The following is a 26,535-nucleotide window of genomic DNA, read 5'->3' as shown; positions in this document are numbered from 1 at the left end:
CTCCATAGGACAGGGGATCACGCTTTCTTGCGGCGACGCAGAAGGTGTGAGTTCCAAGCCCTGTCTATTTCAGCAATTGGATTGTGGCCCCTTTACGAGTGCTTCAGAACTTCATTCCAATTTTAGGTTTGCGAGCTAGGCTAGGAGCGTAATGCCGGCGTATGAAAGGCAGATGTCGGGAGGAACCGCGCCACGGCGCGCGCTTTCGCGCGCCCTGCTTTTCGCATTGTTGTGCTCTACGGCACTTGTTGCCGAAACCGGAAGTGCGGCAGCCTTCGAGATTTTCGGCATCAAGCTGTGGGGATCCAAAGACGAAGATGCCGATATCGTCGACCCGCTGCGCTATGCGGTGACGATCGAGGCGCCGGACGCCGACAAGGATCTCGCCGAGAAGCTCGAAAACGCCTCGGCGCTGAAGGCCGACGAGGAACATCCGGTATCCGGTTCTCTCGGCCTACTGGCCAAGGCGCGCAGTGACCGTGAGCAACTTGTTGCCGCACTCTACACTGACGCCCGCTACGAGGGTGTCGTCACCATCACTATTCAGGGCAAGCCGCTCGACGATCTGCCGCCCGATGCCGAGTTTTCGGGTCCGCAGCCGATACCGGTGGTGATACGCATAGCAGCCGGGCCGAAATTCACGCTTGGCAACATCAGACTGGAAGGCGATGCGGCGGGGCTGGCAAGTGCCGATTTCGGTCTGATCGCCGGCGGTGACGCCAGTTCGGGCGCCGTGCTCAAGGCCGAGGCGGCGATCGTGCGGGCACTCAAGCAAGAAGGCAGGCCGCTGGCCAAGGTGACGGGCCGCGAGATCGTCGCCGAGCACGCCGGTTCGACGCTCGACGTGACGCTTGCCGTCGCGGCCGGCCCGGTCGCCAGCTATGGCGACACCACTGTCGAGGGCACGGAAAAGGTCGACCGCGACTTCACCGAATATATGACCGGCCTTAAGCGCGGGCGCCAATATTCGCCCGATGAGATCGACGATGCGCGCGACCGGCTGCTCGGGCTCGAGGTCTTCAACAGCGTGACGGTGAAGGAAGCCGACGCACTGGACGCCGAGGGCAACATCCCGATCGGTGTCCAGGTAAGCGAACGCAAGCCGCGCTATTTCGGCATTGGCGGCAGCTTCTCAAACACCGAAGGGCTGGGCCTCGAAGGCTATTGGGGGCATCGCAATCTGTTTGGCCGCGCCGAAAAGCTGCGCATCGACGGCAAGATCAGCGGCATCGGCAGCAACGACTTGACCCAACTCAATTACAATGCCGGCGTCATGTTCGAAAAGCCGGGCGTGGTCGGGCCGGCGTCGAAATTCATTGCCAGTGTCAATACCGTGCTGGAACACCCCGACGCCTACGACCATTTCTCGGTCAAGGGCAGCACCGGCCTGTCCTACGAACTCGACAAGAAGCAGACGGTTTCCGCGCAGGTCGCGCTGGATTATTCGAGGATCCACGACGCTTTCGGCAAGCACACCTATCTGATCGCCAGCATTCCACTGCAATATGTCTACGACAATCGCGACAGCAAGCTCAATCCGACCCGGGGCTTCAGGGTGCTGGCCTATGGCGAGCCGAGCTACGACATTTTGAGCGGGGCTGCGTTTGTCAAGCTGAAGGGCGAGGGGTCGGCCTACCAGTCACTCGATTCGGCCTCGAAATTCGTTTTCGCCGAACGTGTCGCCATCGGCTCTATCATCGGCGCCAGTCTTCAAGATGTTCCGGCAGATCGACGCTTCTACTCAGGCGGCGGCGGTTCGGTGCGCGGCTATGCCTATCAAGGCATCGGCCCGAAGGACAGCAATGGAGAGCCGATCGGCGGGCTTTCCTTCTTCGAGACCTCGGTCGAGATGCGCATCGCCGTCACCGACAAGATCGGCGTCGTGCCGTTCGTCGATGCCGGCACGGTGTCGACCAGGCAGGTCCCCGATTTTTCGGACATGAAGGTCGGCGCGGGTGTAGGCTTGCGCTATCTGACGGCGTTCGGGCCGCTGCGCGTCGACGCGGCGGTGCCTCTCAACCGCGGTCCTGACGATCCTCATTTCGGCATTTATGCCGGCATTGGCCAGGCATTCTGATGGCAATATTCAGGCGCATCCTCCGTATTCTTTTCTACACGCTGCTCATCGTCGTGGCAGCGGCGGTGGGGGCGCTCGTCGTGCTGACCAAAACCGAGCGCGGCCGCGAAAACCTTGCCGGCATCATCTCGACCATGGCCTCGACCGGCGACCGCAAGGTGACTGTCGTCGGCATCGACGGCATCTGGTCGGGCGCGCTGAGGGTCGATCATGTCGTTCTGGAGGATCGCGAAGGCGCCTGGATGGTGGCGCGCAACGTGGCCGTCGACTGGTCGCCGCTGGCACTCCTGTCGAAGAGCTTCAGCGCCGATCGCATTGGGGCCGAGCGTATCGAGTTGGCAAGGCTGCCGGTGGCCAATACACAGCCGAGCCAAAGCGGAGCGACGACGCTGCCGGTTTCCATCGACGTCAGGCAACTCGACCTTCCCGAAATCGCGCTCGGGCAGGCTCTGGCCGGCAGCGGTGTGGCCGAACTTGCAGCCAAGGGAGCGCTCAAGGCGGACGCCTCTCCATTGGCGATCGAGACCAACCTCAACATCGTTCGCCACGACGGCAAGCAAGGCACGGTCGACGCCAAAGCCCATTTCGCGCCGGCCGACAACAAGCTCGACCTCGACCTTAAGGCATCCGAGCCGGCCGGCGGCATCATCGCCAACCTGCTCAACCTGCCGGGCGCGCCGCCGGTCAACATTGTCGTTTCCGGCACCGGACCGCTCGCCAACTGGAATGGCATCGGGACCTTCGTTGTCGACGGCCGGATCGTCACCCAGCTTACCGGTCGCCATCAGCTCACCGACAAGGGTCATTATGTCGAGGCCAACGGCGATGGCGAATTCGAGCGCTTCCTGCCCGAAACCCTGAAACCGCTGTTTGCCGGCAAGACCACCTTCGACCTCGCCGGCACGGCGACCGCGGCCGGCGGCGTCGATGTCGAGCGCGCCAATATCGACAGCGGCGCCTTGCACGCGACCGCTGCCGGCATTGTCGATCCGAACGGCGCCAGCGACCTTTCGGTGAAGCTCGCCGCAAAGGGGCCGCCGATCGTGCTCAGCCTCGGCAGCGAGGCGCAACCGATAACCGTGGCAATCAAGGATGCCACGGCCCGCGCTTTCGGCGATGGCAAGGCGCCGATGATGGATATCGGCGCGTCGCTGGTCTCGGTGGTGGCGGGCGGCACGCGGGTGGACGACCTGATCGGGCAAGTGCATTCCGATGGTTTCGACATCCAGAACCGTAGCGGGCCGGTCACCATCAAGCTGACGGCGGCCGGCCTGAACACCGACGTCGCGACTTTGGCGCCGCTGATAACGGGCAGGGTCAGCGCCGGTCTCGCCGGCTCCGTCAGCAAGGAACAGATTGTCGTCGATAAAGGCACGCTACGCAGCGACGCGCTCAATGCGTCCGTAACAGCCACAGTGGCGCTTGCCGATCTGTCGATGACGCTCAAGATGAATGCCGACGCGGCTTCGACGGCGCTGCCGCCGCAAATCAGCTCGGTTCTCGGTGAGCGCGTGCAGTTTTCCGCAACCGCGACACGCGACCCGGACGGTGCGTTCGCCGCCAACGCATTGCAACTCACCTCCGGTACGCTTAGCGCCAGCGGCACCGCCAGTGTGCAAGGCACCGATATCCGAGCCGATATCAAGGGTACGCTGGGCGACGTGTCGGTGCTGTCGCCGCTGGTCGGCGCCAACGTCGGCGGCGCCGTCGGTTTCGGGCTTACCGCAAGCGGCGCGCGCAGCGCACCGGATTTCTCGGTTTCGGCCAACAGCGACAGCCTGACGGCGTCCGGCCATACGGTGAAGCAGATCAGGCTGAGCGCGAGCGGCAAGGCCGATATCGCCAGTCCCGCCGCCGATGTCTCGCTGACCGGCTCGGTCGACGACCAGCCGCTCGACCTCAAGGCATCGCTGGTCACAACCGACGGCAAGCGCTCCATCAATGGACTTGCCGTCTCGTTAGCCGACAACAAGGTCTCCGGCGACCTCGGGCTCGACGACAACCTGCTGCCGCTCGGCACGTTGACCCTCGATGCCGCCGATATTGCTCCGCTGGCCGCAATCACAGGCCAGTCGGTAGCCGGCGACGTGCGCGGCACCATCCGCTTTGCGAACGACAACGGAGCGCCGACGGTCGCGATCGATGCGACGAGCACCGTGATTTCGCGCGGCGAACTGGCGGCGAAGACAATCGCCGTCAACGCGCTGGTCGCCAATTATCTCAAAGCACCGGCAATCGCCGGCAAGATCAAGGCCGACACGATCACCTCCGGACCCACGGTGATCAGCGGCATCGATGTCGACCTGAAGCGCGATGGCGACTGGACCGGCTTTAGCGGCGGCGCCACGGTCGCCGGCATTCCGGCCAGCGCGTCCGGGCGGGTCAGGGTTGCGAACGGCACCACCAGCATCGAGCTTGCCTCGGGCGAGGCGACCATCCGCGGCATCAAGGCAGCTGTCGCGCAGCCATCAGCGCTGACAATCGCCAATGGCAGGGTGAGCATAGAGAAATTGGCGCTCGGTGTCGGCGGTGGTTCGGTTGCCGTGTCGGGTACGGCCGGCCAGACGCTTGATCTCGCTGCCACCTTGTCGGCGGTGCCGGCAGCGCTTGCCAATAATTTTTCACCGGGTCTCGATGCCGTGGGCGTGCTCAGCGGCACCGCGCAGGTCACCGGATCGTCGGCTGCCCCAGATATTCGCTTCACCGCCCGGCTCAACGGCGCCGAAACCAGCCAGACCCGGCAGGCTGGGCTCGGGCCGCTGGATCTCGACGCGGCAGGCCGTTTCTCGTCGGCCAGCGGCCTGGCCATCGAGCAGGCGACGCTTGCCGGCGAGAAGATCTCCGGCAAGGCAGCCGGCACCATCAATCCGAACGGTGCCAGCGATTTTTCGCTCCACCTGGCCTCTACCGGTCCGAGCCTGCCGTTGTCGCTTGGCAGCAAGGAGAGCCCGATCAAGCTCGAGCTACAGGCGATATCGCTAACGGCGGCCGGGCAGGGCGCCCAGCCGAAGCTCGACATTTCCGCGACGCTGCCATCGGCCGCCACCAATCTAGCTATGATCGAGGGCATCACGCTTGCGCTGCACTCCGATCGCTTTGACGTGAAAGCCCGGAGCGGGCCGATCTCCGGCACCGTGACTGCCGAAAAAATCGGCATCGACAATCCGACTATCGCGCCGCTGATCGCCGGCAAGGTCACCGCCAAACTCGCCGGCAGCCTTGCCGCCGATGCCATCGTCATCGATAGCGGCACGGTGACCAGCGACGCATTGAACAGCGGCTTCAACGGGCGGGTCTCGCTGGCCGACGGCGCCATCGACCTCAATGTCAAGGCGGACGCCGCCTCGGCGGCGCTGCCGGCGGCGGTGCGTGGCGTGCTCGCCGAGCGAACGCAATTCAGTGCCGCGCTGAAGCGGGACGCCAATGGCAGTGTCACCGCCAATACCGTCAGGCTGTCGTCCGGTTCGCTGACGGCAGACGGCCAGGCGAGCCTTGCCGACAACAAGCTCAGCGCCGACGTCAAAGGCGCGCTAGGCGACGTCTCGCTGCTATCCAAGGACGCCAAAGGCGCCATCTCTTTCGCGCTGAATGCGCAAGGCGCCAGCATCGCGCCGGATCTGTCGCTGACTGTCAACAGCGACAGGCTTTCGGTCGCGGCGCGCGAGATCACCGGTCTGAAGCTTACTGCCACCGGCAAGGCTGATGCCGCCAACCCGGCTGCGAATGTGCGACTCACCGGAAATGTCGGCGGCCAACCGCTGCAGGGCAGCGCCGTGCTGGCGACATCGGACGGCAAACGCGCCATCAACGGGCTTTTGCTGTCGCTCGGCAAGAACCGTATCTCCGGCGACCTGGCGCTCGACGATGCCTTCGTTCCGGCCGGCACCGTGGCGCTCGACCTGCCCGATATCGGTCCGCTTGCGGCCCTGGCACTGGAAAAGGCCGATGGCGATGTGCGCGGCACGATCGCCTTCTCCAAGGCGGGTACCGTGCCGCAAGTCGCCGTCAAGGCGACGACGGCCTCGATCTCGCGCGGCGATGTCTCGGCCAAGGCCGTGAGCATCGATGCGCTGATCGCCAACTATCTGGCGGCACCGGTGATCTCGGGCAAAATCCGTGCCGACAGCGTAACTTCCGGCGGAACGGCTATTCGGGGCGTCAACGTCGATCTCAAGCGCGACGGCGAATGGACCGGCTTTTCCGGTGGCGCCACCGTCAAGGATATTCCGCTGAGGGCGGCCGGCCGGGTCAAGGCGGTCAAGGGCACGACGACGGTCGAACTTGCCTCCGGCGAGGCGACCATCCGCGGCATCAAGGCGGCCATCGCCCAGGCCTCGACCATCAACATCGCCAATGGAGTGACCAGCCTCGACAGGCTGGTGCTCAACCTCGGCGGCGGCACGGCGACGGTCACGGGCAAGGCTGGGCAGGCGTTCGACCTCAACGCGACGCTGGCCCGCGTCCCGATCTCGATAGCCAACAGTTTTTCGCCGGGCCTCGATGCCGCCGGTTCCATCTCGGGCACGGTGAAGGTGACGGGCGCGCCGGCCAATCCGGCCGTTGCCTTCAAGATCGACGCCGCAGGCGTTCAGACGTCGCAGACCCGTGGTGCAGGTTTCGGCGGCATGGGCGTTTCATCCTCAGGTACGTATTCGGGCAACAGACTGACCTTCGACGCCAACATGAGCGATGCCGCCGGCCTCGGCCTCAAGGGCGGCGGCACGATGACGACATCAGGCGCGCCCACCCTTGATCTCAACTTTTCCGGCAAGGTGCCGTTCGCCTTCCTCACCAGGACACTCGCCGCGCAAGGCCTGTCCCTGAGCGGCACGGCCGACGTCGATGTGCAGGTGCGCGGCCCGGCGACGTCGCCGGTGATCTCAGGCACGGTCCACACGTCAGGCGCCCGCCTGCTCGACGCGCGCTCGGGGCTTGCGATCAACGATATCACTGCCGATGTCGCCATCGGTGGCGGCGTGGCCAGGATCAATCGCCTGACCGGCACGCTGTCGACGCGCGGCAGCCTTTCGGCCAGCGGCACCGTCGGCATCGATCCGGCTAAGGGTTTTCCGGCCGATCTGTCGATCAAGCTCGTCGACGGCCGCTATACCGACGGCAAGGTGGTCACCGCCAATCTCGGCGGCGACCTGACCGTCAAGGGACCGCTCACCTCCGCGCCGGTAATTTCCGGTACCGTCAACCTGGCCAAGACCGTCATCACCGTACCCGAAAAGCTGCCCGGCTCGCTGGCCGAGCTCAACGTCAAGCACAAGAATGCCCCGGCAGCCGTGCGTGCGCAGGACAAGGCGTTGCGCCCGGCCGCTGCAAGCAGCGGCGGTGGAGGTAGCGGCCTCAACCTCGACGTCACGGTCAACGCGCCGAGCCAGATCTTCATCCAGGGCAGGGGCGTCGACGCCGAGCTCGGCGGTTCGCTGCGGCTGACCGGTCCGGCATCGTCACCCCAGGCGGTCGGCACCTTCACCTTGCGGCGCGGGCGGCTGACGATCCTTGCCAAGCGGCTGACCTTCACCGAAGGCTCCGTCGGCTTTTCCGGCTCTCTGGTGCCCTACCTCAATCTTACGGCGCAATCGAAGACGACCAGCGCCACCGTGACCATCGTGGTGTCGGGCGAGGCGAACAACCCGAAATTCACCTTCTCCTCGGTACCCGCGTTGCCGGAGGACGAGGTGCTGGCGCAGCTGATCTTCGGCCGTTCGATGTCGAACCTGTCGCCGCTGCAGATCGCGCAGCTTGCCGAGGCTGCCGGACAACTAGCCGGCGTCGGCGGCTCGACCTCCCTGCTGCAGAACCTGCGCAGTGCGATTGGCGTCGACGATCTCGACGTGATCACCGACGAACAGGGCGGCACCGCCGTCTCGGCGGGCAAGTATCTCAACGACCGCACCTATGTGACGATCCAGAAGGGCGACAGGCCGGGCTCGGGCAAGGCAACCGTCGATCTCGACGTTGGACGCGGCGTCAAGCTGCGTGGCGAGGCAACCGACGCCGGCGAAGCAAAAGGCGGTGTTTTCTACGAACGGGAATATTGAAACCGGCCGTTCGCGCAGAACAACTGGTTGCCTGAGAACGAGTGGCGCAGCGGCGAATGTCCCAGTTTAATTGCCTGTGGGGATTTCGGACGAAATCCCTGGCGCAGTAGCAAATTTGCGCCAAGACTGTCGTTATCGCGCGAACCGCCCTGCTTTCAAAGTTGCACATTCCTTGGCATGTTCCCAATCCCTGCCGTCTTTGACATCATGGCGAGGATGCGGAATGTTAAAAGGCAGAAAGCCAACAATGGGAGTAAGTCATGACGATCTACAAGAGTAACGGCGACCGCGTTCCCGATCACATCCTGGCCATGGCCGAAGACGCCAAGGCAGGCAAGATGGATCGTCGCGAATTTCTAGCTCTCGCCAGCGTCTTCGGCGCGTCGACGGCGATGGCCTATGGCATGCTTGGCCTTGCAGACCCGACGCCGGCCAAGGCGGAAGAGGTCCAGGGCAAGAAAGGCGGCGTATTGAAGGTCGCGCAATGGATCAAGGATCCGAAGGATCCGCGCAAGGCCGACTGGTCGGAAATCGCCAATGCCGAGCGCCAGGCGCTCGAGCCGCTGGTCAAATACACCACCGAATACACGTTCCGCCCCTATCTGCTGGAGAGCTGGGACGTGAATGACGACGCTACCGAATACACGCTGCATGTGCGCAAGGGCGTCACCTGGAACAACGGCGATCCGTTCTCCGCAGACGACGTCATCTTCAACCTCAAGCGTTGGGCCGACAAGAAAGCCGAAGGCAATTCCATGCCCGGTCGCCTCGGTTCGCTGGTCAAGGATGACAAGCTGGATGAGAGCGCGGTTACCAAGGTCGACGATCACACGGTCAAGCTGACGCTCAGCAAGCCGGATATCGCCCTCATTCCCAACGTGTGCGACTATCCCGGCCTTATCGTCCACAAGACCTTCGACGAGAAGGGCGGCGACTTCAAGTCCTGCCCGATCGGAACCGGCCCGTTCGAGTTGGTCTCCTACGATGTCGGCCAGAAAGTGGTCTACAAGCGCCGCGAAGACAACAAATGGTGGGATGGTGACGTCTTCCTCGACGGCATCGAGTTCATCGACTACGGCACCGATCCGGCGGCGATGGTCAGCGCTTTCGAGGCAGGCGAGGTGCACACCAACTTCGAGACGTCGGCCGACTATGTGTCGATCCTCGACGGCATGGATTTGGTGAAGTCGGAGATCGTCACCGCCTCGACGATCGTCTGCCGTACCAATGTGACCAACAAGCCTTACGGCGACCAGAAGGTTCGCAACGCCCTGCAGCTCGCGGTCGACAACAATGTCGTCCTGCAACTCGGCTACGGCAATGCCGGCACGGTTGCCGAAAACCACCATGTCGCCCCGATCCATCCGGAATACTATGAATTGCCGAAGATTGCTCGCGACCCGGCCAAGGCAAAGGCGCTGATGGCCGAAGCCGGCCAGGCCGATTTCGAGCACGAACTGATCACGGTCGACGAAGACTGGCACAAGAACACAGGCGATGCGATCGCCGCGCAGATGCGCGACGCCGGCATCAAGGTCAAGCGTACGGTGCTGCCGGGTTCAACCTTCTGGAACGACTGGACGAAGTATCCGCTGTCGATGACCAACTGGAACATGCGGCCGCTCGGCGTCCAGGTTCTGGCGATCGGCTATCGCACAGGTGAGGCCTGGAACGAGACGGCCTGGTCGAATCCGGAGTGGGATGCCAAGCTCAACGCTGCGCTGGCAGTTGCCGACGCCGCCAAGCGCAAGGAAATGATGAAGGACATCGAGCAGATCCTGCAGGATTCCGGCATTATCATCCAGCCTTATTGGCGCAAGCTCTACAGCCATTCGGTCAAGGCGGTGCAGAACTACAAGATGCACCCGACCTTCGAGCGCGACTACGGCAAGGTCTGGCTCGACCAGGCCTGACCGGACGATCCGGAAAGGGGCGTCTCGCCCCTTTCCCTCGCTCTTTGCATGGTCCTTGGACCGGAAGTCGGCGCAGCAAAAAGTTGCGGACTCTTCGGCCTGGGTCTGCAATAAAAAGGGTATTGCATCTGGGACTGGTCTGAAGGCTTGTTCTGCCGCTGGCGGCAGCGCACGGCTTGCAAACCGGTTCCACCCCCAACCCGACCGGCAGGGGACCGCCATGCTTTCTTTCGTTATCAGGCGTCTCGGCACCATGGCAGTGACGATGCTGTGCCTGACGATGATCGTCTTCTTCCTGGTCAATCTCGGGCCTAATCTGAAGAAGCTCGCGATCAGCCAGACCGAAATGCACACATCCGCCGAGCAGCTTGAGGCTTGGCTGGTCAACCATGGCTATCGGCAGAATTTTTTTATCCGCTACGGCCAATGGCTTGGCATCATGCCCAAGCAGCCGGTGACCGACCCGGCGACCGGCAAGCCCGCACAGCGTTTCTCCTTCTGCAACGATCCGGTCGTGCCGACATTCTCCGGCATCCTGCAAGGCGATTTCGGTTGCTCGACCAAGTTCAAGACGACGGTTGCCTCGAAACTCTTTCCGGCGCTCAGCGCCACCGGCATCCTGATGCTCTGCGTGCTGGCCGTAATGGTGCCGATCTCGCTTTTGATCGGTATTCTCGCCGGTATGCGCGAGGGTTCACGCACCGACCGCACATTGTCGGTGGCTTCGATCGCCTCGACGGCGACGCCCGAATATGTTTCGGGCGTCATCTTCACCGTGATCTTTGCCTCCTGGCTCGGCGTGCTGAACGGTTCGGCGGCCTCGGCCAGCCAGGGCATCACCTTCTATAATTTCACCTTGCCGGTGATGACGCTGGCGATATACGGCATCGGCTACATCGCTCGCATGACCCGCGCCTCGATGGTCGAGGTAATGACACAGCAATATATCCGCACCGCCCGGCTGAAGGGCCTCTCCTTCGGCAGCGTGGTGGTAAAGCACGCTCTGCGCAACGCCCTGATCGCACCGTTCACGGTCATCATGCTGCAGTTTCCCTGGCTGCTCACCGGCGTCGTCATCGTCGAGGTGATGTTCCGCTACCAGGGGTTCGGCTACACCCTGGTCGAGGCCGCCGGCAACAACGACATCGATCTTCTGCTCGGCTGCTCGCTGGTCTCGGTGTTTATCGTCCTGATCACACAGCTCATCTCCGATGTCGGCTACGCGTTCCTCAATCCGCGCATCAGAGTTCAATAGGAGACCGGGCGGATGCAGGTCGAATATCTCAGCGCCTTCAACGTCGTACTCGGCGTGCTTGCCCGCTTCTGGCCGGTCTGGATCGCTCTCGCCCTGGTGATGGGGGCGAGCTTCGGCTACAAGAAGAAGCTAGGGCTTTACGGCCAGCTTTTCGACAGCGGCGTCGGCATCGTCGGCGTCGGCATCTGCCTGTTCTGGCTGTTTACGGCGATCTTCGCGTCGACCATCTCGCCCTTCGATCCGCTCGCCCAAGTGCCGATCATGAAGGACGCGCTGCCGGGCGCAATCGAGCCGGCGTCGAAACTTGTATACTATTTCGGCGGCGACAAGCTCGCCCGGGACGTGTTCTCCCGCATGGTCTATGGCAGCCAGATCGTGCTGATCATCGCGCCGGCGGCGACCGGTTTTGCGCTGATGGTCGGCATTACGCTCGGCCTGCCGGCCGGCTATTATGGCGGCAAGATCGATACGGTGCTGTCCTTCCTCGCCAACCTTGTGCTGGCCTTCCCGGTGATCCTCCTGTTTTACCTGCTGGTGACGCCGGGTATCATGGACACGCCGATCCCCTACGCGATGGCAGGGCTGTTCTTCCTGTTTCCGATCATCTTCTTCAGTGTGCTGTTCTGGACGCGCTACAAGAACCGCCCCGACCGCCTCTATATCCTGCTTGGCCTGACGTTGGTACTTGGCGGCTGGATCTATGCAGGCCTTGTCTTCGATGCCGATCCGTTCAAGATCATCCACATCGATCCCAACCAGCTCAACATCTTCGTGGCGGTGGTGTTCGCCTCCAGCCCCGGCGTGTTCCGCATCGTGCGCGGCCTGGTCATGGATATCAAAACGCGCGACTATGTTGCGGCGGCACAAACGCGCGGTGAATCGCCCTGGTACATCATGCTGTGGGAGATATTGCCCAATGCGCGCGGGCCGCTTATCGTCGACGCCTGCCTGCGCATCGGCTACACCACGATCCTGCTCGGTACGCTCGGCTATTTCGGGCTGGGACTGGCGCCGGAAAGCCCGGACTGGGGCACGGCGATCAAGGATGCAAGCCGGCTGCTGCGCTCCTTCATCCACCCGGCGCTGCCGCCGACGATCGCATTGATGTCGTTCGTGCTCGGCCTCAACCTCCTGGCGGATTCGTTGCGTGAACAGTCTATGAAAGATTGATGCCGGGAAGATCGATGCCGGGTTCGGCCCGACATGCCTGAAGAACAAGGATTGGAGCGACCCATGAACGAGGCAGTTCGAAATCCCGCCAAGCCGACCAATGGGCCGATCATCGAGATCGAGAACCTGTCGATCTCCTTCTTCACCCGCAAGGGCGAAATCCCGGCGGTCATGGATTTTTCCTGCACGGTCATGCCTGGCGAGGCGATGGGTATTGTCGGCGAATCCGGCTGCGGCAAGTCGACCGTGTCGCTGGGCATCATGCGCGACCTCTCCAACATCGGAAAGATCGTCGGCGGAAAGATCAAATTCCAGGGCAAGGACATGGGAGAACTGTCCGACGAGGAACTGCGAGCTATCCGCGGCAACAAGATCGCGATGATCTACCAGGAGCCGATGGCCAGTCTTAACCCGGCGATGAAGGTCGGCCAGCAGCTGATGGAAGTGCCACTGATCCACGACAAGGTGTCGAAGGACGAAGCTTACAAACGCGCCTTGGAAATGGTGCGCGCGGTGAAGCTGCCGGATCCCGAGCGCATGATGCGTTCCTACCCGCACCAGCTTTCCGGCGGTCAGCAGCAGCGCATCGTCATTGCCATGGCGCTGCTGTCGAAGCCGGCGCTGCTTCTGCTCGACGAGCCGACGACAGCGCTCGACGTGACGGTTGAGGCCGGCATCGTCGACTTGGTCAAGGGGCTGGGCGAGAAGTTCGGCACCTCGATGATCTTCGTGTCGCACAACCTCGGCCTGATCCTGGAGACCTGCGACCGCATCACGGTGATGTATTCGGGCGAAGCGGTGGAGACCGGCAAGATCAAGGACGTCTTCGACCGGATGCGCCATCCCTACACGCAAGGCCTGTTCCGCTCGATCCCGTTGCCGGGCGCCGACAAGAATTCGCGGCCGCTGATATCCATCCCGGGGCAGTTGCCGCTACCGCACGAGCGGCCGAAGGGCTGCAATTTCGGCCCGCGCTGCCACCATTTCGTCGAGGGCGTCTGCAACGCCGCCGAAATTCCGATGATCGCGGTCGAAGGCCATGACGGGCATTTCTCGCGCTGTGTGCGCTTCAACGAGATCGACTGGGAGGCGCTGCCACCCGGCGCCAAGAAGGTCAACGAGCGGGTGGTGCCCGGTGCGCCGGTGCTCCAGATCGAAGACCTCCGGAAGTACTACAAGGTCGGCGGCAGCGAAGTGTTCGGCTCGAGCGAGGGCCGTGTCGTCAAGGCCAACGAGACGATCTCGTTCATGGCGCGCGAATCCGAGACCGTCGCGATCGTCGGCGAATCCGGCTGCGGAAAATCGACCCTGGCCAAGGTGCTGCTCGGCCTCGAAACGGCAAGCTCCGGCCGCGTCAAGCTCGGCAATAAGGAGATCCAGTCGACCGGGATCGAGAAGCGCAGCGTCGACACGGTGTCGTCGATCCAGATGGTGTTCCAAAATCCGTTCGACACGCTCAATCCCAGCCATTCGGTCGGTTCGCAGATCATCCGTACGCTGGAAAAGTTCAACGTCGGCGACACGGTGGCCGACCGCCGCAAGCGAATGCTGGAATTGCTCGACCTGGTGAAGCTGCCGAGGGCGTTCGAGTCGCGCAAGCCGCGCCAGCTTTCAGGCGGCCAGAAACAGCGCATCGGCGTTGCGCGTGCCTTTGCCGGCGACGCCAAGGTGGTGGTGGCCGACGAGCCGGTCTCGGCACTGGATGTGTCGGTCCAGGCCGCGGTGACCGAGCTCTTGATGGACATCCAGCGCAAGAACAAGACGACGATGCTGTTCATCAGCCACGATCTGTCGGTGGTGCGCTACATCGCCGACCGCGTCGTCGTCATGTATCTCGGCTATATCGTTGAGCAAGGCACGACCGACCAGATATTCGCGCCGCCCTATCACCCCTATACCGAGGCATTGCTGTCGGCGATCCCGATCGCCGACACAAGCGTGGTCAAGAAGCACATCGTGCTGGAGGGCGACATCCCTTCGGCGATGAACCCGCCGTCCGGCTGTCCGTTCCAGACGCGCTGCGGCTACAAGAAACTGGTGCCGGACAACCTTTGCGAAACCATGGTGCCGCCAGTCAAAAATCTCGGCGACGGCCATATGAGCCTGTGCTGGCTGTCCGACGACGTGCTGGCGAAAATGGAGCCGGTGATCAAATTCGACAAGGAGCACGCCGCAAATGAGGGCGTGCCGGATGATGCAAACCACGGTGTTGGCCCGGGCTTTGCCGGAGATCCGCCCAAGCGCCCGCATGGAAAGACTGGCAGCGTTGAAGCCGATGCCGAGGGCCAGGCAGTGGAGAATGCCGAAGCGGTCGCCAAAGCCCGCCGTCACGAGGTTCGCGACGAGGTTTCAGAGACCGGCACCTCAAGCTCTGCCGACAGCGCGGTGGCACCAATCATGCCGCCGACTGTCGGCGACGGCCGACAGGCCGAGGACGCCACGCGCAAGCCGCGCAAACCCAAGGGCGGCTGAGAGCCGTTAATAGGCTAGGGCGCGCATTGCCGTAGCTGCGCGGCGTAGTCCTGCGCCATCTGTTCGGTGGCATGCGCATAGCGCTGCACGTCGGCGTCGCCGCGACTGCCGCGCTTGTAGGCATTCCAGCCGAGATAGTAGGCGAGATACAGATTGTAGGTGTCGTTGCGGGCGACGCCGAGCGTGTCGGCGGTCTTGGAATGATACCAGCCGACGAAATCGACGGCATCGGCAAACCTGGTGCGGCGCGCCGCCCAGCTTCCGGTCTCGTTCTGGTATTGCGCCCAGGTGCCGTCGAGCGCCTGCGAGAAGCCGGTGGCGCTGGAGATATGTTTCCAGGGAATGAAGCCCAGCAGCTTGGTGCGCGGCGGCCTTGCGTTGCTCTTGAAGCCGGATTCCTTGCGCACCGTCGCCATCAGCACGGGAACCGGCACACCGTATTTCTGCTCGGTTCGTTGTGCCGCCGCCTGCCAATTGTCGAACCAGCCGTCATTCTGGTCGAAAACGGCGCACACATCGTTGATATGGTTCGGTGGCGTCGCGCAGGCCGAAAGCGCCAGCGGCGCGGCAATCGCTATAATTTTACTAAAACTCGACCTACGCATCGGAAGAGCATTAGGCCGAAAACATAAAAGGAATCTTGCTGTCTTCCTTAACGGCTCATCGGCCGCTTTGGCCGACACTGAGCAGGTATAAACATTCCGACGTTTGTTGTCGCTTTTACCGATGTGAAATTCCCGGAATGCCGCCTTGGCTAAAATCACGCCCGCAGGTGGCGGATTCTTGACAGCTCGATCCTCGTGCCGGCGCTTTGATGCGCGGCATGAGCGAACCAAGACGCAAGCGCGGCGCCGAGCGAACCAGCAACAGGGGACCGACCGCCATCCCGCAACTGCCGTTGCGCCGCGTCACCAATCCCTATCCGCCAATGGCGATGCTCTCGGCCGACCAGATCGAGGCGATCCACCAGGCGTCGATGCATATCCTGGAGAATTTCGGCATCGAGGTGATGAGCCCGCGGGCGCTGTCGCTGTTCGAGAAGGCCGGGGCCAAGGTCGATCATGCCACGATGAACGTCCGCATCGATCGCGGCATGATCGAGGAAGCGCTGAAGACGACGCAGTCCAGTTATACGCTGACGCCGCGCAATCCCGCCCATGCCGTCCACCTCGGCGGCAATACCATCAACTTCACGCTCGTCGCCGGGCCGCCGAATGTGCACGACATGGAGCGCGGCCGCCGTGCCGGCAATTTGCGCGATTATTCCGATCTCGTCCGGCTGGCGCAGCATTTCAACTGCATCCACATGCTAGGCAACCAGGTCTGCGCGCCGGTAGAATTGCCGGCGAATTCCCGTCATCTCGACACCTATTTCGCCAATCTGACACTGACCGACAAAAGCTTTCACGTCTCGGCCATCGGCCGCGGCAGGGCGCTCGACGGCATCGAAATGATGGCAATCGCGCGCGGACTGACGCTTGATGAGATGCGCCACGATCCCGGCGTCACCACGATCATTTCGGTCAATTCGCCGCGCCGCTTCGACGAGATGATGGCCGAGGGGCTGATGACGATGGCCGAGTTCGGCCAGTCGGTGGCGGTAACGCCATTCACGCTGATGGGAGCGATGAGCCCGGTGACGCTTGCCGGCGCGCTCGCCCAGCAGAATGCCGAGGCGCTGTTCGGCGTGGTGCTGACGCAGCTCGTCCGCCCCGGCGCGCCGGTGATGTATGGCGCCTTCACCTCCAATGTCGATATGAAATCGGGAGCGCCGGCGTTCGGCACGCCTGAAAATACCAAGGCGAATATCGCGTCCGGACAGTTGGCGCGGCGTTACAACCTGCCTTATCGCACAACGCCGGGCTCGGCTTCCAATGCCGCCGACGCGCAAGGCGCCTATGAGACGCTGATGGCGCTGTGGGGCGCGGTGCTCGGCCATGGCAACCTCGTCTACCATGCCGCCGGCTGGCAAGAGGGCGGACTGACAGCGTCGTTCGAAAAGTTCATCATCGACGTCGAGATGATCCAGCACATGATGGAGTTTTTGCGCCCGATCGAGGTCAACGAGGCCGAGCTTGCCGTCGAGGCTCTGGGTGCGGTTCCGACCGGCGGCCACTTCTTCGGCGAGCCGCACACGCTGGAGCGCTACGCCACGGCCTTCTACCAGCCGATGCTGTCCAACTGGCAGAATTTCGAGGCTTGGCAGGAAGCTGGTGGGCTAGACGCCACGGCGCGAGCGACGAGGCTGTGGAAGAAGGCGCTGGAGGACTATGTCGAGCCGGTGATGGAAATCTCCAGACGCGAGGCGCTTGAGGCGTACGTGGCCAAGCGCAAGGAAGCGATCGGGGCGGGCGAGCCTTAAGCGCCGCTCATCTTGTTCGGCTTCATTCTCTTCTCCTCCAGAATCATGAAACCCATCCAACTCTTTGAAACGACGAGAATCCCATGAAATCGCATGCAAAGGTCGTTGTTATCGGCGGTGGCGTTGTCGGGTGCTCCGTGCTGTTCCATCTGGCCCGGCACGGCTGGACAGACATCGTGCTTCTGGAGCGCGATGAATTAACCTCCGGCTCGACCTGGCACGCCGCCGGCGGCATGCACACGATCAATGGCGATCCCAATGTCGCCAAGCTGCAGAAATACACAATCTCGCTCTACAAGGAGATCGAGGAACTGTCCGGCCAGGCGACCGGCGTGCATTTGACTGGCGGCGTCTTGCTGGCAGCGACGGAGGCGCGGCTCGACTGGCTGCGCGGCGTCGTCGCCAAGGGCCGCTATCTCGGCATCGAGCTCGAGGAGATATCGCCTGATGAGGCGGCCGAGCTGATGCCGTTGCTCGATCCCAAGCAGTTCGTCGGTGCCGTGCGCAACAAGGAGGACGGTCATCTCGACCCGTCCGGCGTTACCCACGCCTACGCCAAGGCGGCGAGGAAGCTTGGTGCCGAGGTCGAGCGTTTCACCAAGGTCGAGGACATTGTGCGGCGCGCCGACGGGTTGTGGCGCGTCATCACCAACAAGGGCGAGGTTGTGGCCGAACATGTCGTCAATGCCGGCGGCCTGTGGGCGCGTGAGGTCGGCCGCATGGTCGGGCTGGAGCTGCCGGTGCTGGCGATGGAGCACATGTACCTGATCACCGAGGACATGCCGGAGGTCGCCGCCTGGAACCAGAAGACCGGCACGGAGATCATTCATGCGGTCGACTTCGACGGCGAGCTCTATCTGCGCCAGGAACGCGGCGGCATGCTGATGGGCACTTATGAAAAGGCCAACAAGCCATGGTCCGAATTCCAGACGCCATGGAATTTCGGCCACGAACTGCTGGAGCCCGATATCGACCGCATCGCACTGTCGCTGGAGGTTGGCTTCCGGCATTTCCCGGCGTTCCAGAACACCGGCATCAAGCAGATCATCAACGGACCCTTCACCTTCGCGCCGGACGGCAATCCGCTGGTCGGGCCGGTGCGCAGCCTGCCGGGGTTCTGGGTGGCCTGTGGTGTCATGGCGGGGTTCTCGCAGGGCGGCGGCGTCGGCCTGGCGCTGTCGAACTGGATGATCGAGGGCGATCCCGGCGCCGACATCTGGGCGATGGATGTGTCACGCTACGGTGATTGGGCCACGATGGCCTATACCAACGCCAAGGTGCGCGAGAATTATTCGCGGCGGTTTTCGATCCGCTTCCCGAACGAGGAGTTGCCGGCTGGGCGACCGCTCAAGACGACGCCGGTCTATGATCTGTTGTCGGCCGAGGGCGCGCAATGGGGCGTCGCCTATGGGCTGGAAGTGCCGCTGTGGTATGCGCCCGAAGGGGTCAAGGACGAATTCTCCTGGCGCCGCTCGAGCGACTTCGAGCATGTCGCTAAAGAAGTGGAGACGGTTCGGCAACGCGTTGGTCTGTCGGAAATCTCGTCATTCGCCAAATACAGAGTCACCGGTGAGGGCGCAGCAACCTGGCTCGACAGTATGCTCGCGTGCAAGTTGCCAAGGCCCGGCCGCATGACGCTGGCGCCGATGCTGAAGGAAGACGGCAGGTTGATCGGCGATTTCACGCTGGCCAATCTCGGCGGTCCAAATTCTGCAAGCAAGGATTGGTTCCTGGCCGGCAGCGGTGTCGCCGAGCAGTACCACATGCGCTGGTTCGAAGCGCATCTGCCGAAGGACGGCTCTGTTAGCATCGAGGCGCTGGGAGCAAAACTCACCGGCCTGTCGATCGCCGGGCCGAGCGCGCGGAACCTTCTTGAAAAGGTCACACGATCTGATGTGTCGAATACGGCCTTTCCGTTCATGGCCATCAGCAGGATGGATATCGGCATGGCGCCGTGCCTGGTCGGGCGCGTCAGCTACACCGGCGACCTCGGCTACGAAATCTGGGTGGCGCCGGAATATCAGCGTGCAGCCTATCAGGCGCTGATGGCGGCGGGCGAGGAATTCGGCATCGGCCTGTTCGGCTCGCGCGCGCTCAATGCGCTGCGGCTCGAGAAGAATTACGGCTCATGGGCGCGCGAATACCGGCCGATCTATGGGCCGCTGGAGGCCGGCCTCGACCGCTTCGTCGCGTATGACAAAGAGGCCGATTTCATCGGCAAGCAGGCAGCGCTGGCGGAGCGCAAGCAAGGCGGCAGACTGCGGTTGCGGGCCTTTGTCGTCGATGCTGCCGATGCCGACGTCATCGGCGACGAGCCACTCTGGTATGGCGGTGCCGTGCGCGGCTGGGTCACGTCAGGCGGCTACGCGCATCATTCAAAAAAATCCGTCGCCATGGGTTATGTGCCGAAAGAGATCGCCGATGAGGCCAACGGTTTCGAGATCGAGCTATTGGGCAAGCGTTACGCCGCACGCATGCAGCAGACACCGCTGTTCGACGCCAATTTCGAGCGGATGCGCGGTTGAGGAACCGAGTGGCATAGCGAAGTCGCCGTGCCGGTGGCACGATGAAAGGGGGGGACGATTTCGCGATAGTGAAAATTCTTTCGCGCGGTGACCTTTGGTTTTATTGTCGAGCTGCGGCGGAAGGCTGGGCAATTGCTTCGGAGGTCCACCATGCCCGACGTGTATGCGCAGATCACAACCGCTGATCCGGCTGTTGTCGCGGTTCTTATCAACGCGATGGAGTTGCGGGCCGCAGACCCGCGCCAGAAGGCAATTCGCCACTCGTTTTTCTCGTCGATCGATTTTCCGGAAAGGGCACGCGTCCTCGAAGGCGGCTGCGGCTCGGGACCGATCAGTCGCGAGCTTGCGCGCTGGCCGGGGGTGAACGAGGTTGTTGGGCTCGATCCGTCGCCGATATTTCTGGCGAAGGCGCGCGAGCTTGCCGCGGATATCCCCAACCTGAACTTCGTCGAAGGGGATGCCAGGTCGCTGCCGCACGAGGACAACTCGTTCGATGTGGTCATCTTCCATACCTGCCTGACCCATGTGCCCGGTCCCGAAAAGGCCCTGACGGAATCGTTGCGCGTGCTTCGCCCAGGCGGCTGCCTGGCGATCTTCGACGGCGATTACGCGACGACGACGGTCGCCATCGGCGATCATGATCCGCTGCAGGATTGCGTGGATGCCGCAATGGCGGCGCTGGTGAATGACCGCTGGCTGACGCGCCGGCTGCCGCTGCTGGCGAAATCGGCGGGCTTTGTCGTCGAAAAATTCGACAGCTACGGCTACGCCCAAATTGCCGCGCCCGACTACATGCTGACTCTGGTCGATCGCGGCGCCGATATTCTGGCCGGCTGGAAGCGACTCGACAAGGCGCTTGGCGACGGGCTGAAGCACGAGGCGCGCCGGCGTGTCGAAGCCGGAGAGTTCTTCGGGTTCATCGCCTTCGCGGGCCTGATTGCGCGCAAGTCGGCCTGAGCGCGCGCTGATCCGCCCGGCTACGATGTTTTGCGGTTGTCCAGTGCCAGGGCGCCGGGGCCGGCGAATACCAGATAGAAGAAGATGAAGCAGAAGGAGATCGCGGCATCGCCGCCATTGTTGACCGGGAAGAAGCTCTGCGGCATGTGCGCCATGAAATAGGCGATCGCCATCTCGCCGCTGAGAAGGAATGCCACCGGCCTGGTGAAAAGCCCCAATACCAGCAGGATGCCGCCTCCGAATTCCAGGATGGCCGCGGTCAGCGATAGCGCGCTCAGGGCGCCGGCATGGTCGCCGACGGGGAAATTGAACAGTTTCTGGGTGCCGTGCTCAATGAACTGCAGCGCCGTCATGATGCGCAAGGCGGCAAGGGCGAACGGTTGATATCCGGCGAGGCCTTCGAAAAGCTTCATCTACGACTCCATTTTCACCTAGCCCGGCCATAGGTCATCGCCAAAGGCCGGACCATTCACATAGTCCGGCCTTCATTCAACTGTCGGTGAGTGAGTCGTGAGGCGTGCTGCAGCCTTGGGGCCGCACGATGGCGGCCCCCAATTGGCGCGGCCTGTTACCGCGTCGGTGCCATTAGCGCGAAATGGGCGCCTTGCGGATCCGTGCACTGTACGATCCAGCTGCCGCCGGGGACCTCCATCGGACCCATCAGGATCTTGCCGCCATTGTCGGTGACGCGCTTGGCTGCCGCGTCGATGCCGGGCACGTTGAAATAGAACTGCCAGACCGGCGCCGGGATCTGCTCGGGCTTGTTCATCATGCCGCCAACGGGCTCGCCGCCGAAGGCGAAAAGCTGGTAGACGCCCATCGGACCCATATCCATGGCGTCGCCCTTCTCCCAGCCGAACTGGCTGGAATAGAAATCGAACGCCGCCTTCCAGTCTGACGTGTAGAGCTCATGCCAGCCGATGTTGCCGGGGGTCGCCAACGGTAGCGGCGGCTGGTCGGGGCCGCTGGGCTGCAGGAAGTTGAACATTGCGCCTTGCGGGTCTGCAACGACGGCGAAGCGGCCGACGCCAGGAATGTCGTCGGGCTCGCGGTGAACCGCGCCACCAGCCTTCTTGAGGGAGGCCGTTGCGGCATCGATGTCCCTGGTGAGGATATAACCGACCCAGGCCGGCGGCATGCCCATCTTGCGCGCGTCATCGGGCAGCGTCATCATCCCGCCGACGCCGCGCTCGCCGACATTCATGACGATATAGCGCGGCATGCCCTGGGCCCCTTCGAAAGGCTGCCCCCTCCAGCCCACCACGGAGGTGTAAAACGCCTCGGCGGCGTCGAGATCGGTGGTCATCAGCTCGTACCAGAAGAAGGGCATGGGGGACTGTGGCATTGTCGTGCTCCTTGCGGTTTGTACATCGATCATGCGCGATCCATTCTAGGACGATCTTCACGACGAAAATCCGACAGCCAACCAAAAAAGATGACGGCAAATTGGAAATGTTACCGGGTTGCGCGCCCTGCGGTTTTCGACTTTGCTCGCAGTCAACGAGGGGTTGTTGATCCATGCGCCGGATGTCGCTCACTTCCGAACTTGTCGCGCTGTGCCATCGGGAGGAGGCCGATCCCGGCCCCGATGGCAGCTGGACGCAGCTGACGGACGAAGACTTCAGGGCCCTTTGCCTTCGGTGATCAAAACCAACGCTAAGCTTACCAGGCTGACCACTCAGTCCAGCAACGGCAGTGCCGCTATGGCCAAGCTTCCCTGTCGGCGGCTTTGGTAACATGAGTACACTTGTCATGTTTATTCGTGGCTTTTCAGCAGTTTGCGCCGAAAATTGACCAATTGATAAAAAAACAAAACGTGCTAGCCTTCCCCAAAACAAGAACATGGGGAACTGACGATGCCAGAAGGCCAGTTCAAGCAAGGCATTGCCGGCGGGCGGCTCTCGCCGGACCAATATGCCGACAATTTCGCCGACCTGCACCCGCCACTCGATCATCACGAGGCGCTGGTCGAGTCCGACCGCTGCTATTTCTGCTATGATGCGCCGTGCATGAATGCGTGTCCGACCTCGATCGACATCCCGCTGTTCATCCGCCAGATTTCGACGGGCAATCCGATCGGCTCAGCCAAGACCATTTTTGACCAGAACATTTTGGGCGGCATGTGCGCCCGCGTCTGCCCGACCGAGACGCTATGCGAAGAAGTCTGCGTGCGCGAGGTGGCCGAAGGCAAGCCGGTGCAGATTGGTCGCCTTCAGCGCTACGCCACCGATGTCGCCATGGCCGAAAACAAGCAGTTCTACAACCGCTCCGAACCGACCGGCAAGACGGTCGCTGTGGTCGGCGCCGGACCGGCCGGGCTTGCGGCCGCGCATCGGCTCTCCCGCTACGGCCACGACGTGACCATCCTGGAAGCCCGCCCGAAGGCCGGCGGCCTCAATGAATACGGTATCGCCGCCTATAAGAGCGTCGACAATTTCGCCCAGGCTGAAGTCGACTATGTCACGTCGATCGGCGGCATCGACATCCAGAACGGCAAGGCGCTCGGCCGTGATTACCAGCTGTCGGACCTGACCAGGAATTACGATGCGGTGTTCCTCGGCATGGGGCTTGCCGGCGTCAATGCCTTGCGAGCGGATGGCGAGGAGGCGCAAGGCGTCAGCAATGCCGTCGAGTTCATTGCCGAGCTTCGTCAGGCCAGTGATCTGGCCAGCCTGCCGGTCGGCCGGCGTGTTGTCGTCATCGGCGGCGGCATGACGGCGATCGACGCGGCGGTGCAATCGAAGCTGCTCGGAGCCGAAGAGGTGACGATCTGCTATCGGCGCGGCCCGGAGCACATGAATGCCTCCGAATTCGAGCAGGATCTGGCTGCCGCCAACGGCGTCATCATCCGGCACTGGTTGCAGCCGAAGCGGGTCATTGCCGATGCCGGCAAGGTGTCGGCGATCGAGCTCGAATACACCGCGATGGACAGCGACAGGCTCGTCGGCACCGGCGAGCGGCTGACGCTCGTCGCCGATCAGGTGTTCAAGGCGATCGGCCAGAGCTTTGTCCCGGCTGCGCTCAACGGCAGCGGTGCGGAGGTCGCGCTGGAAGCCGGCCGCATCAAGGTCGATGCGGAAGGGCGCACCTCGCTGGCCAATGTCTGGGCTGGCGGCGACTGCATTTTCGGCGGCGACGACCTGACTGTTTCAGCCGTCGCGCAAGGCCGCGATGCGGCGGAGAGCATTCATCGGGCACTGACCTCGAACGGGAGGGCATGAGCATGGCAGACATCCGCAACAATTTCGTCGGCATCAAGTCGCCGAACCCGTTCTGGCTGGCTTCGGCGCCGCCGACCGACAAGGCCTATAATGTCATTCGCGCCTTCAAGGCGGGCTGGGGCGGCGTGGTATGGAAGACGCTCGGCGAAGAGGGCCCGCCGGTGGTCAACGTCAACGGTCCGCGCTATGGCGCGATCTGGGGCGCCGACCGTCGTCTGCTCGGCCTCAACAACATCGAGCTGATCACCGACCGCGACCTGCAGGTCAATCTGCGCGAGATCAAGCAGGTCAAGATGGACTGGCCCGACCGGGCGATCGTCGTCTCGCTGATGGTGCCTTGCGAGGAGCATGCCTGGAAGGCGATCCTGCCGGTAGTCGAGGAGACCGGCGCTGACGGCATCGAACTCAATTTCGGCTGCCCGCATGGCATGTCGGAACGCGGCATGGGTGCGGCGGTCGGCCAGGTGCCGGAATACATCGAAATGGTGGTGCGCTGGTGCAAGGCCAACACCCGCATGCCTGTCATCACCAAGCTGACGCCCAACATCACCGACATACGCAAGCCGGCACGCGCTGCCCTTGCCGGCGGCACCGACGCGGTGTCGCTGATCAACACCATCAATTCGATCACCGGCGTCAATCTCGACAATTTCGCACCGGAGCCGACGATCGACGGCAAAGGTTCGCATGGCGGCTATTGCGGTCCGGCGGTGAAGCCGATCGCCATGAACATGGTGGCCGAGATCGCGCGCGATCCGGAAACGCATGGCCTGCCGATCTCCGGTATCGGCGGCATCACCACCTGGCGCGACGCCGCCGAATTCATGGCGCTCGGCGCCGGCAATGTGCAGGTGTGCACGGCGGCGATGACCTACGGCTTCAAGATCGTGCAGGAGATGATCGCCGGCCTGGAAAACTGGATGGACGAGAAGGGCCATGCCACGCTCGACGACATCGTTGGCCGTGCCACGCCCAACGTCACCGACTGGCAGTATCTCAACCTCAACTACGTCGCCAAGGCGCATATCGACCAGGATGCCTGCATCAAATGCGGCCGCTGCCACATCGCCTGCGAGGACACTTCGCACCAGGCCATCACCAGCATGGTCGACGGCGTCAGGCATTTCGAGGTGATCGAGGCCGAATGCGTCGGCTGCAATCTCTGCGTCAATGTCTGTCCGGTCGAGAACTGCATCACCATGGAGGCGCTGGCGGTCGGCGTGATGGACCAGCGCACCGGCAGGCCGGTGTCGCCGATCTATGCCAACTGGACGACGCATCCGAACAATCCGATGGCCAAGGTGGCGGCGGAATAGCATTGCGAAAAAAGCGGCGTCCATGGGCGCCGCTTTTTGACTTTCCTATTGCGGATAAAAGATATCCAAGATAATCTATATCCATGAACAGGAGAGCGCAATGAAGCTGGGCGAAGGCGTCGAAGCGGCCATCCACTGCGCCGCGATGCTCGCCGGCGTTGATGGCGCCGCGACCTTGCCAGGTGCTGCCATGGCCGAAGCGTTCGGGCTGTCGCCGAGCTATCTGCTTAAGCATCTCAACGCGCTGACTGCGTCCGGCATTCTGGAATCAGTGCCGGGGCCGTCCGGCGGCTACCGGCTGGCGCGGCCGGCGGAACGCATAACGCTGCTCGATATCGTGCTGGCCGTCGAGGGGCGTGAACCGGCGTTCCGCTGCGCCGAAATCCGCCAGCGCGGCCCAGCGAAGCTCGATGCCTCGGTCTATGTCAAACCCTGCGGCATCAACGTAGCCATGCTGAAGGCCGAGCGTGCCTATCGCGCCGCGCTCGCCGACGCCCGGCTGTCCGACATCGTTGCAGAATACACCGCCGATGCCGATCCCCGTTCGGTCGCCGCGAACTGCGCCTTCGTCGAGCGCCATCGGCGGCCGCAGAAATCAGGTTCAACCAAGCAAGCATGAAAGGCTACAGACGATGAAACAGAGGCTGCAATTTTTCGGCGCGGCGCCGGAGATCATGAAGGCGGTGTCGGCGCTCAACAAGGCAGTCGACGAATGCGGGCTCGAAAAAAGCCTGTTGCATCTGATCAAGCTCAGGGCGTCGCAGATCAACGGCTGCTCGTATTGCGTCGAGATGCATAGCCGCGAAGCGCGCCGCGACGGCGAAAGCGAGCAGCGGCTCTATCTCGTCTCCGCCTGGAAGGAATCGCCGCTGTTTTCAGAGCGCGAACGCGCGGCCTTGGCCTGGACCGACGCGCTGACCAGGATTGCCGACAACGGTGTGTCGGACGAACTCTATGCAAGGACGCTCGAGAATTTCTCGGAAGAGGAGCTGGTCAAGCTCTCGGTTGCGCTCGGCATGATCAACACCTGGAACCGGCTTTGCGTTCCGTTTCATGCAATCCATCCGATGCCAGCAGTCTTGGCCGCTTGAGCATGGACCAGGGGGGGGGGCGGGTGGGGCCCGCGGCCGGCTTTTGGAGACCAGCCGCCCAGAAGGAGATGTATTTTCTTATAGTGTTTATGTGTAAGGGCCCCCCCCGGCGGGCGTGCGCGGGGG

At 62.8% G+C, this 26,535-nt stretch carries 16 protein-coding genes and 1 pseudogene; 14 read left to right on the top strand and 3 right to left on the bottom strand.

Annotated features, from left to right (window positions below):
• Positions 1–151 precede the first annotated feature (151 nt).
• The 6 genes from NKH33_RS27030 (at position 152) to NKH33_RS27005 (ending at position 14,937) form a co-directional block, all read left to right on the top strand.
• Positions 152–2,077, top strand: a complete 1,926-nt coding sequence (locus NKH33_RS27030) for an autotransporter assembly complex protein TamA (protein ID WP_352771326.1) — start codon at positions 152–154, stop codon at positions 2,075–2,077.
• The gene (locus tag NKH33_RS27025; protein WP_352922304.1) at positions 2,077–8,127 is read left to right on the top strand and encodes a translocation/assembly module TamB domain-containing protein; all 6,051 of its coding nucleotides are present in this window, start codon (positions 2,077–2,079) and stop codon (positions 8,125–8,127) included. The genes NKH33_RS27030 and NKH33_RS27025 overlap by 1 nt, the downstream gene beginning before the upstream one ends.
• A 260-nt stretch (positions 8,128–8,387) precedes the next feature.
• A complete protein-coding gene (locus NKH33_RS27020) occupies positions 8,388–10,040 on the top strand; it encodes an ABC transporter substrate-binding protein (protein ID WP_352473524.1) in 1,653 nt (550 codons plus the stop codon).
• A 220-nt stretch (positions 10,041–10,260) separates the two neighbouring features.
• Positions 10,261–11,295, top strand: coding sequence for an ABC transporter permease (locus NKH33_RS27015; RefSeq protein WP_352473525.1), 1,035 nt, complete (start codon positions 10,261–10,263; stop codon positions 11,293–11,295).
• Between the two features lie 12 nt (positions 11,296–11,307).
• Positions 11,308–12,465, top strand: a complete 1,158-nt coding sequence (locus tag NKH33_RS27010) for an ABC transporter permease (protein ID WP_352473527.1) — start codon at positions 11,308–11,310, stop codon at positions 12,463–12,465.
• A gap of 63 nt (positions 12,466–12,528) precedes the next feature.
• On the top strand, positions 12,529–14,937 hold the full coding sequence (locus NKH33_RS27005) for a dipeptide ABC transporter ATP-binding protein (RefSeq protein ID WP_352769165.1): 2,409 nt from the start codon (positions 12,529–12,531) through the stop codon (positions 14,935–14,937).
• Between the two features lie 14 nt (positions 14,938–14,951).
• Here the strand turns inward: NKH33_RS27005 and NKH33_RS27000 are convergent, their stop codons facing one another.
• Complete coding sequence (locus NKH33_RS27000) at positions 14,952–15,542, bottom strand: transglycosylase SLT domain-containing protein (RefSeq protein ID WP_352453201.1); 591 nt, start codon at positions 15,540–15,542, stop codon at positions 14,952–14,954.
• 218 nt (positions 15,543–15,760) lie between these two features.
• Between NKH33_RS27000 and NKH33_RS26995 the strand changes: the two genes are divergently transcribed.
• The 3 genes from NKH33_RS26995 (at position 15,761) to NKH33_RS26985 (ending at position 20,781) form a co-directional block, all read left to right on the top strand.
• Entirely contained in the window at positions 15,761–17,299 is a 1,539-nt protein-coding gene (locus NKH33_RS26995) for a trimethylamine methyltransferase family protein (RefSeq protein ID WP_352503179.1), read from the top strand.
• 83 nt (positions 17,300–17,382) lie between these two features.
• Positions 17,383–19,824 carry a GcvT family protein gene (locus NKH33_RS26990; RefSeq protein WP_352922301.1) on the top strand — a complete coding sequence of 814 codons (2,442 nt, stop codon included), beginning with the start codon at positions 17,383–17,385 and terminating at the stop codon, positions 19,822–19,824.
• Positions 19,825–19,974: 150 nt separating this feature from the next.
• Positions 19,975–20,781 carry a class I SAM-dependent methyltransferase gene (locus NKH33_RS26985; RefSeq protein ID WP_352473532.1) on the top strand — a complete coding sequence of 269 codons (807 nt, stop codon included), beginning with the start codon at positions 19,975–19,977 and terminating at the stop codon, positions 20,779–20,781.
• Positions 20,782–20,801: 20 nt separating this feature from the next.
• On the opposite strand, the gene NKH33_RS26980 is transcribed toward NKH33_RS26985, so the two are convergent.
• A complete protein-coding gene (locus tag NKH33_RS26980) occupies positions 20,802–21,194 on the bottom strand; it encodes a DoxX family protein (protein ID WP_352473533.1) in 393 nt (130 codons plus the stop codon).
• Between the two features lie 155 nt (positions 21,195–21,349).
• The gene (locus NKH33_RS26975) at positions 21,350–22,126 is read right to left on the bottom strand and encodes a VOC family protein (protein WP_352453197.1); all 777 of its coding nucleotides are present in this window, start codon (positions 22,124–22,126) and stop codon (positions 21,350–21,352) included.
• 173 nt (positions 22,127–22,299) lie between these two features.
• Here NKH33_RS26975 and NKH33_RS26970 point away from each other — a divergent pair.
• From NKH33_RS26970 to NKH33_RS26950, 5 genes and pseudogenes are all read left to right on the top strand, one after another.
• Positions 22,300–22,422, top strand: a pseudogene (locus NKH33_RS26970) (gamma-glutamylcyclotransferase); the annotation flags it as partial.
• A gap of 215 nt (positions 22,423–22,637) precedes the next feature.
• Positions 22,638–24,002, top strand: a complete 1,365-nt coding sequence (locus tag NKH33_RS26965; RefSeq protein WP_352820330.1) for an NAD(P)-dependent oxidoreductase — start codon at positions 22,638–22,640, stop codon at positions 24,000–24,002.
• A 2-nt stretch (positions 24,003–24,004) separates the two neighbouring features.
• Entirely contained in the window at positions 24,005–25,318 is a 1,314-nt protein-coding gene (gene preA, locus NKH33_RS26960; RefSeq protein ID WP_352922299.1) for an NAD-dependent dihydropyrimidine dehydrogenase subunit PreA, read from the top strand.
• Between the two features lie 100 nt (positions 25,319–25,418).
• Positions 25,419–25,937 carry an RrF2 family transcriptional regulator gene (locus NKH33_RS26955; protein ID WP_352473537.1) on the top strand — a complete coding sequence of 173 codons (519 nt, stop codon included), beginning with the start codon at positions 25,419–25,421 and terminating at the stop codon, positions 25,935–25,937.
• A gap of 13 nt (positions 25,938–25,950) precedes the next feature.
• Positions 25,951–26,409, top strand: a complete 459-nt coding sequence (locus NKH33_RS26950) for a carboxymuconolactone decarboxylase family protein (protein ID WP_352922297.1) — start codon at positions 25,951–25,953, stop codon at positions 26,407–26,409.
• Positions 26,410–26,535: the final 126 nt, after the last annotated feature.

It is taken from the genome of Mesorhizobium sp. M1182, assembly GCF_040318335.1.
Taxonomy (GTDB): Bacteria; Pseudomonadota; Alphaproteobacteria; order Rhizobiales; family Rhizobiaceae; genus Mesorhizobium.
The sequence above is the reverse complement of the archived record's forward strand: the minus strand, read 5'-3'. Positions and strand labels throughout refer to the sequence as shown.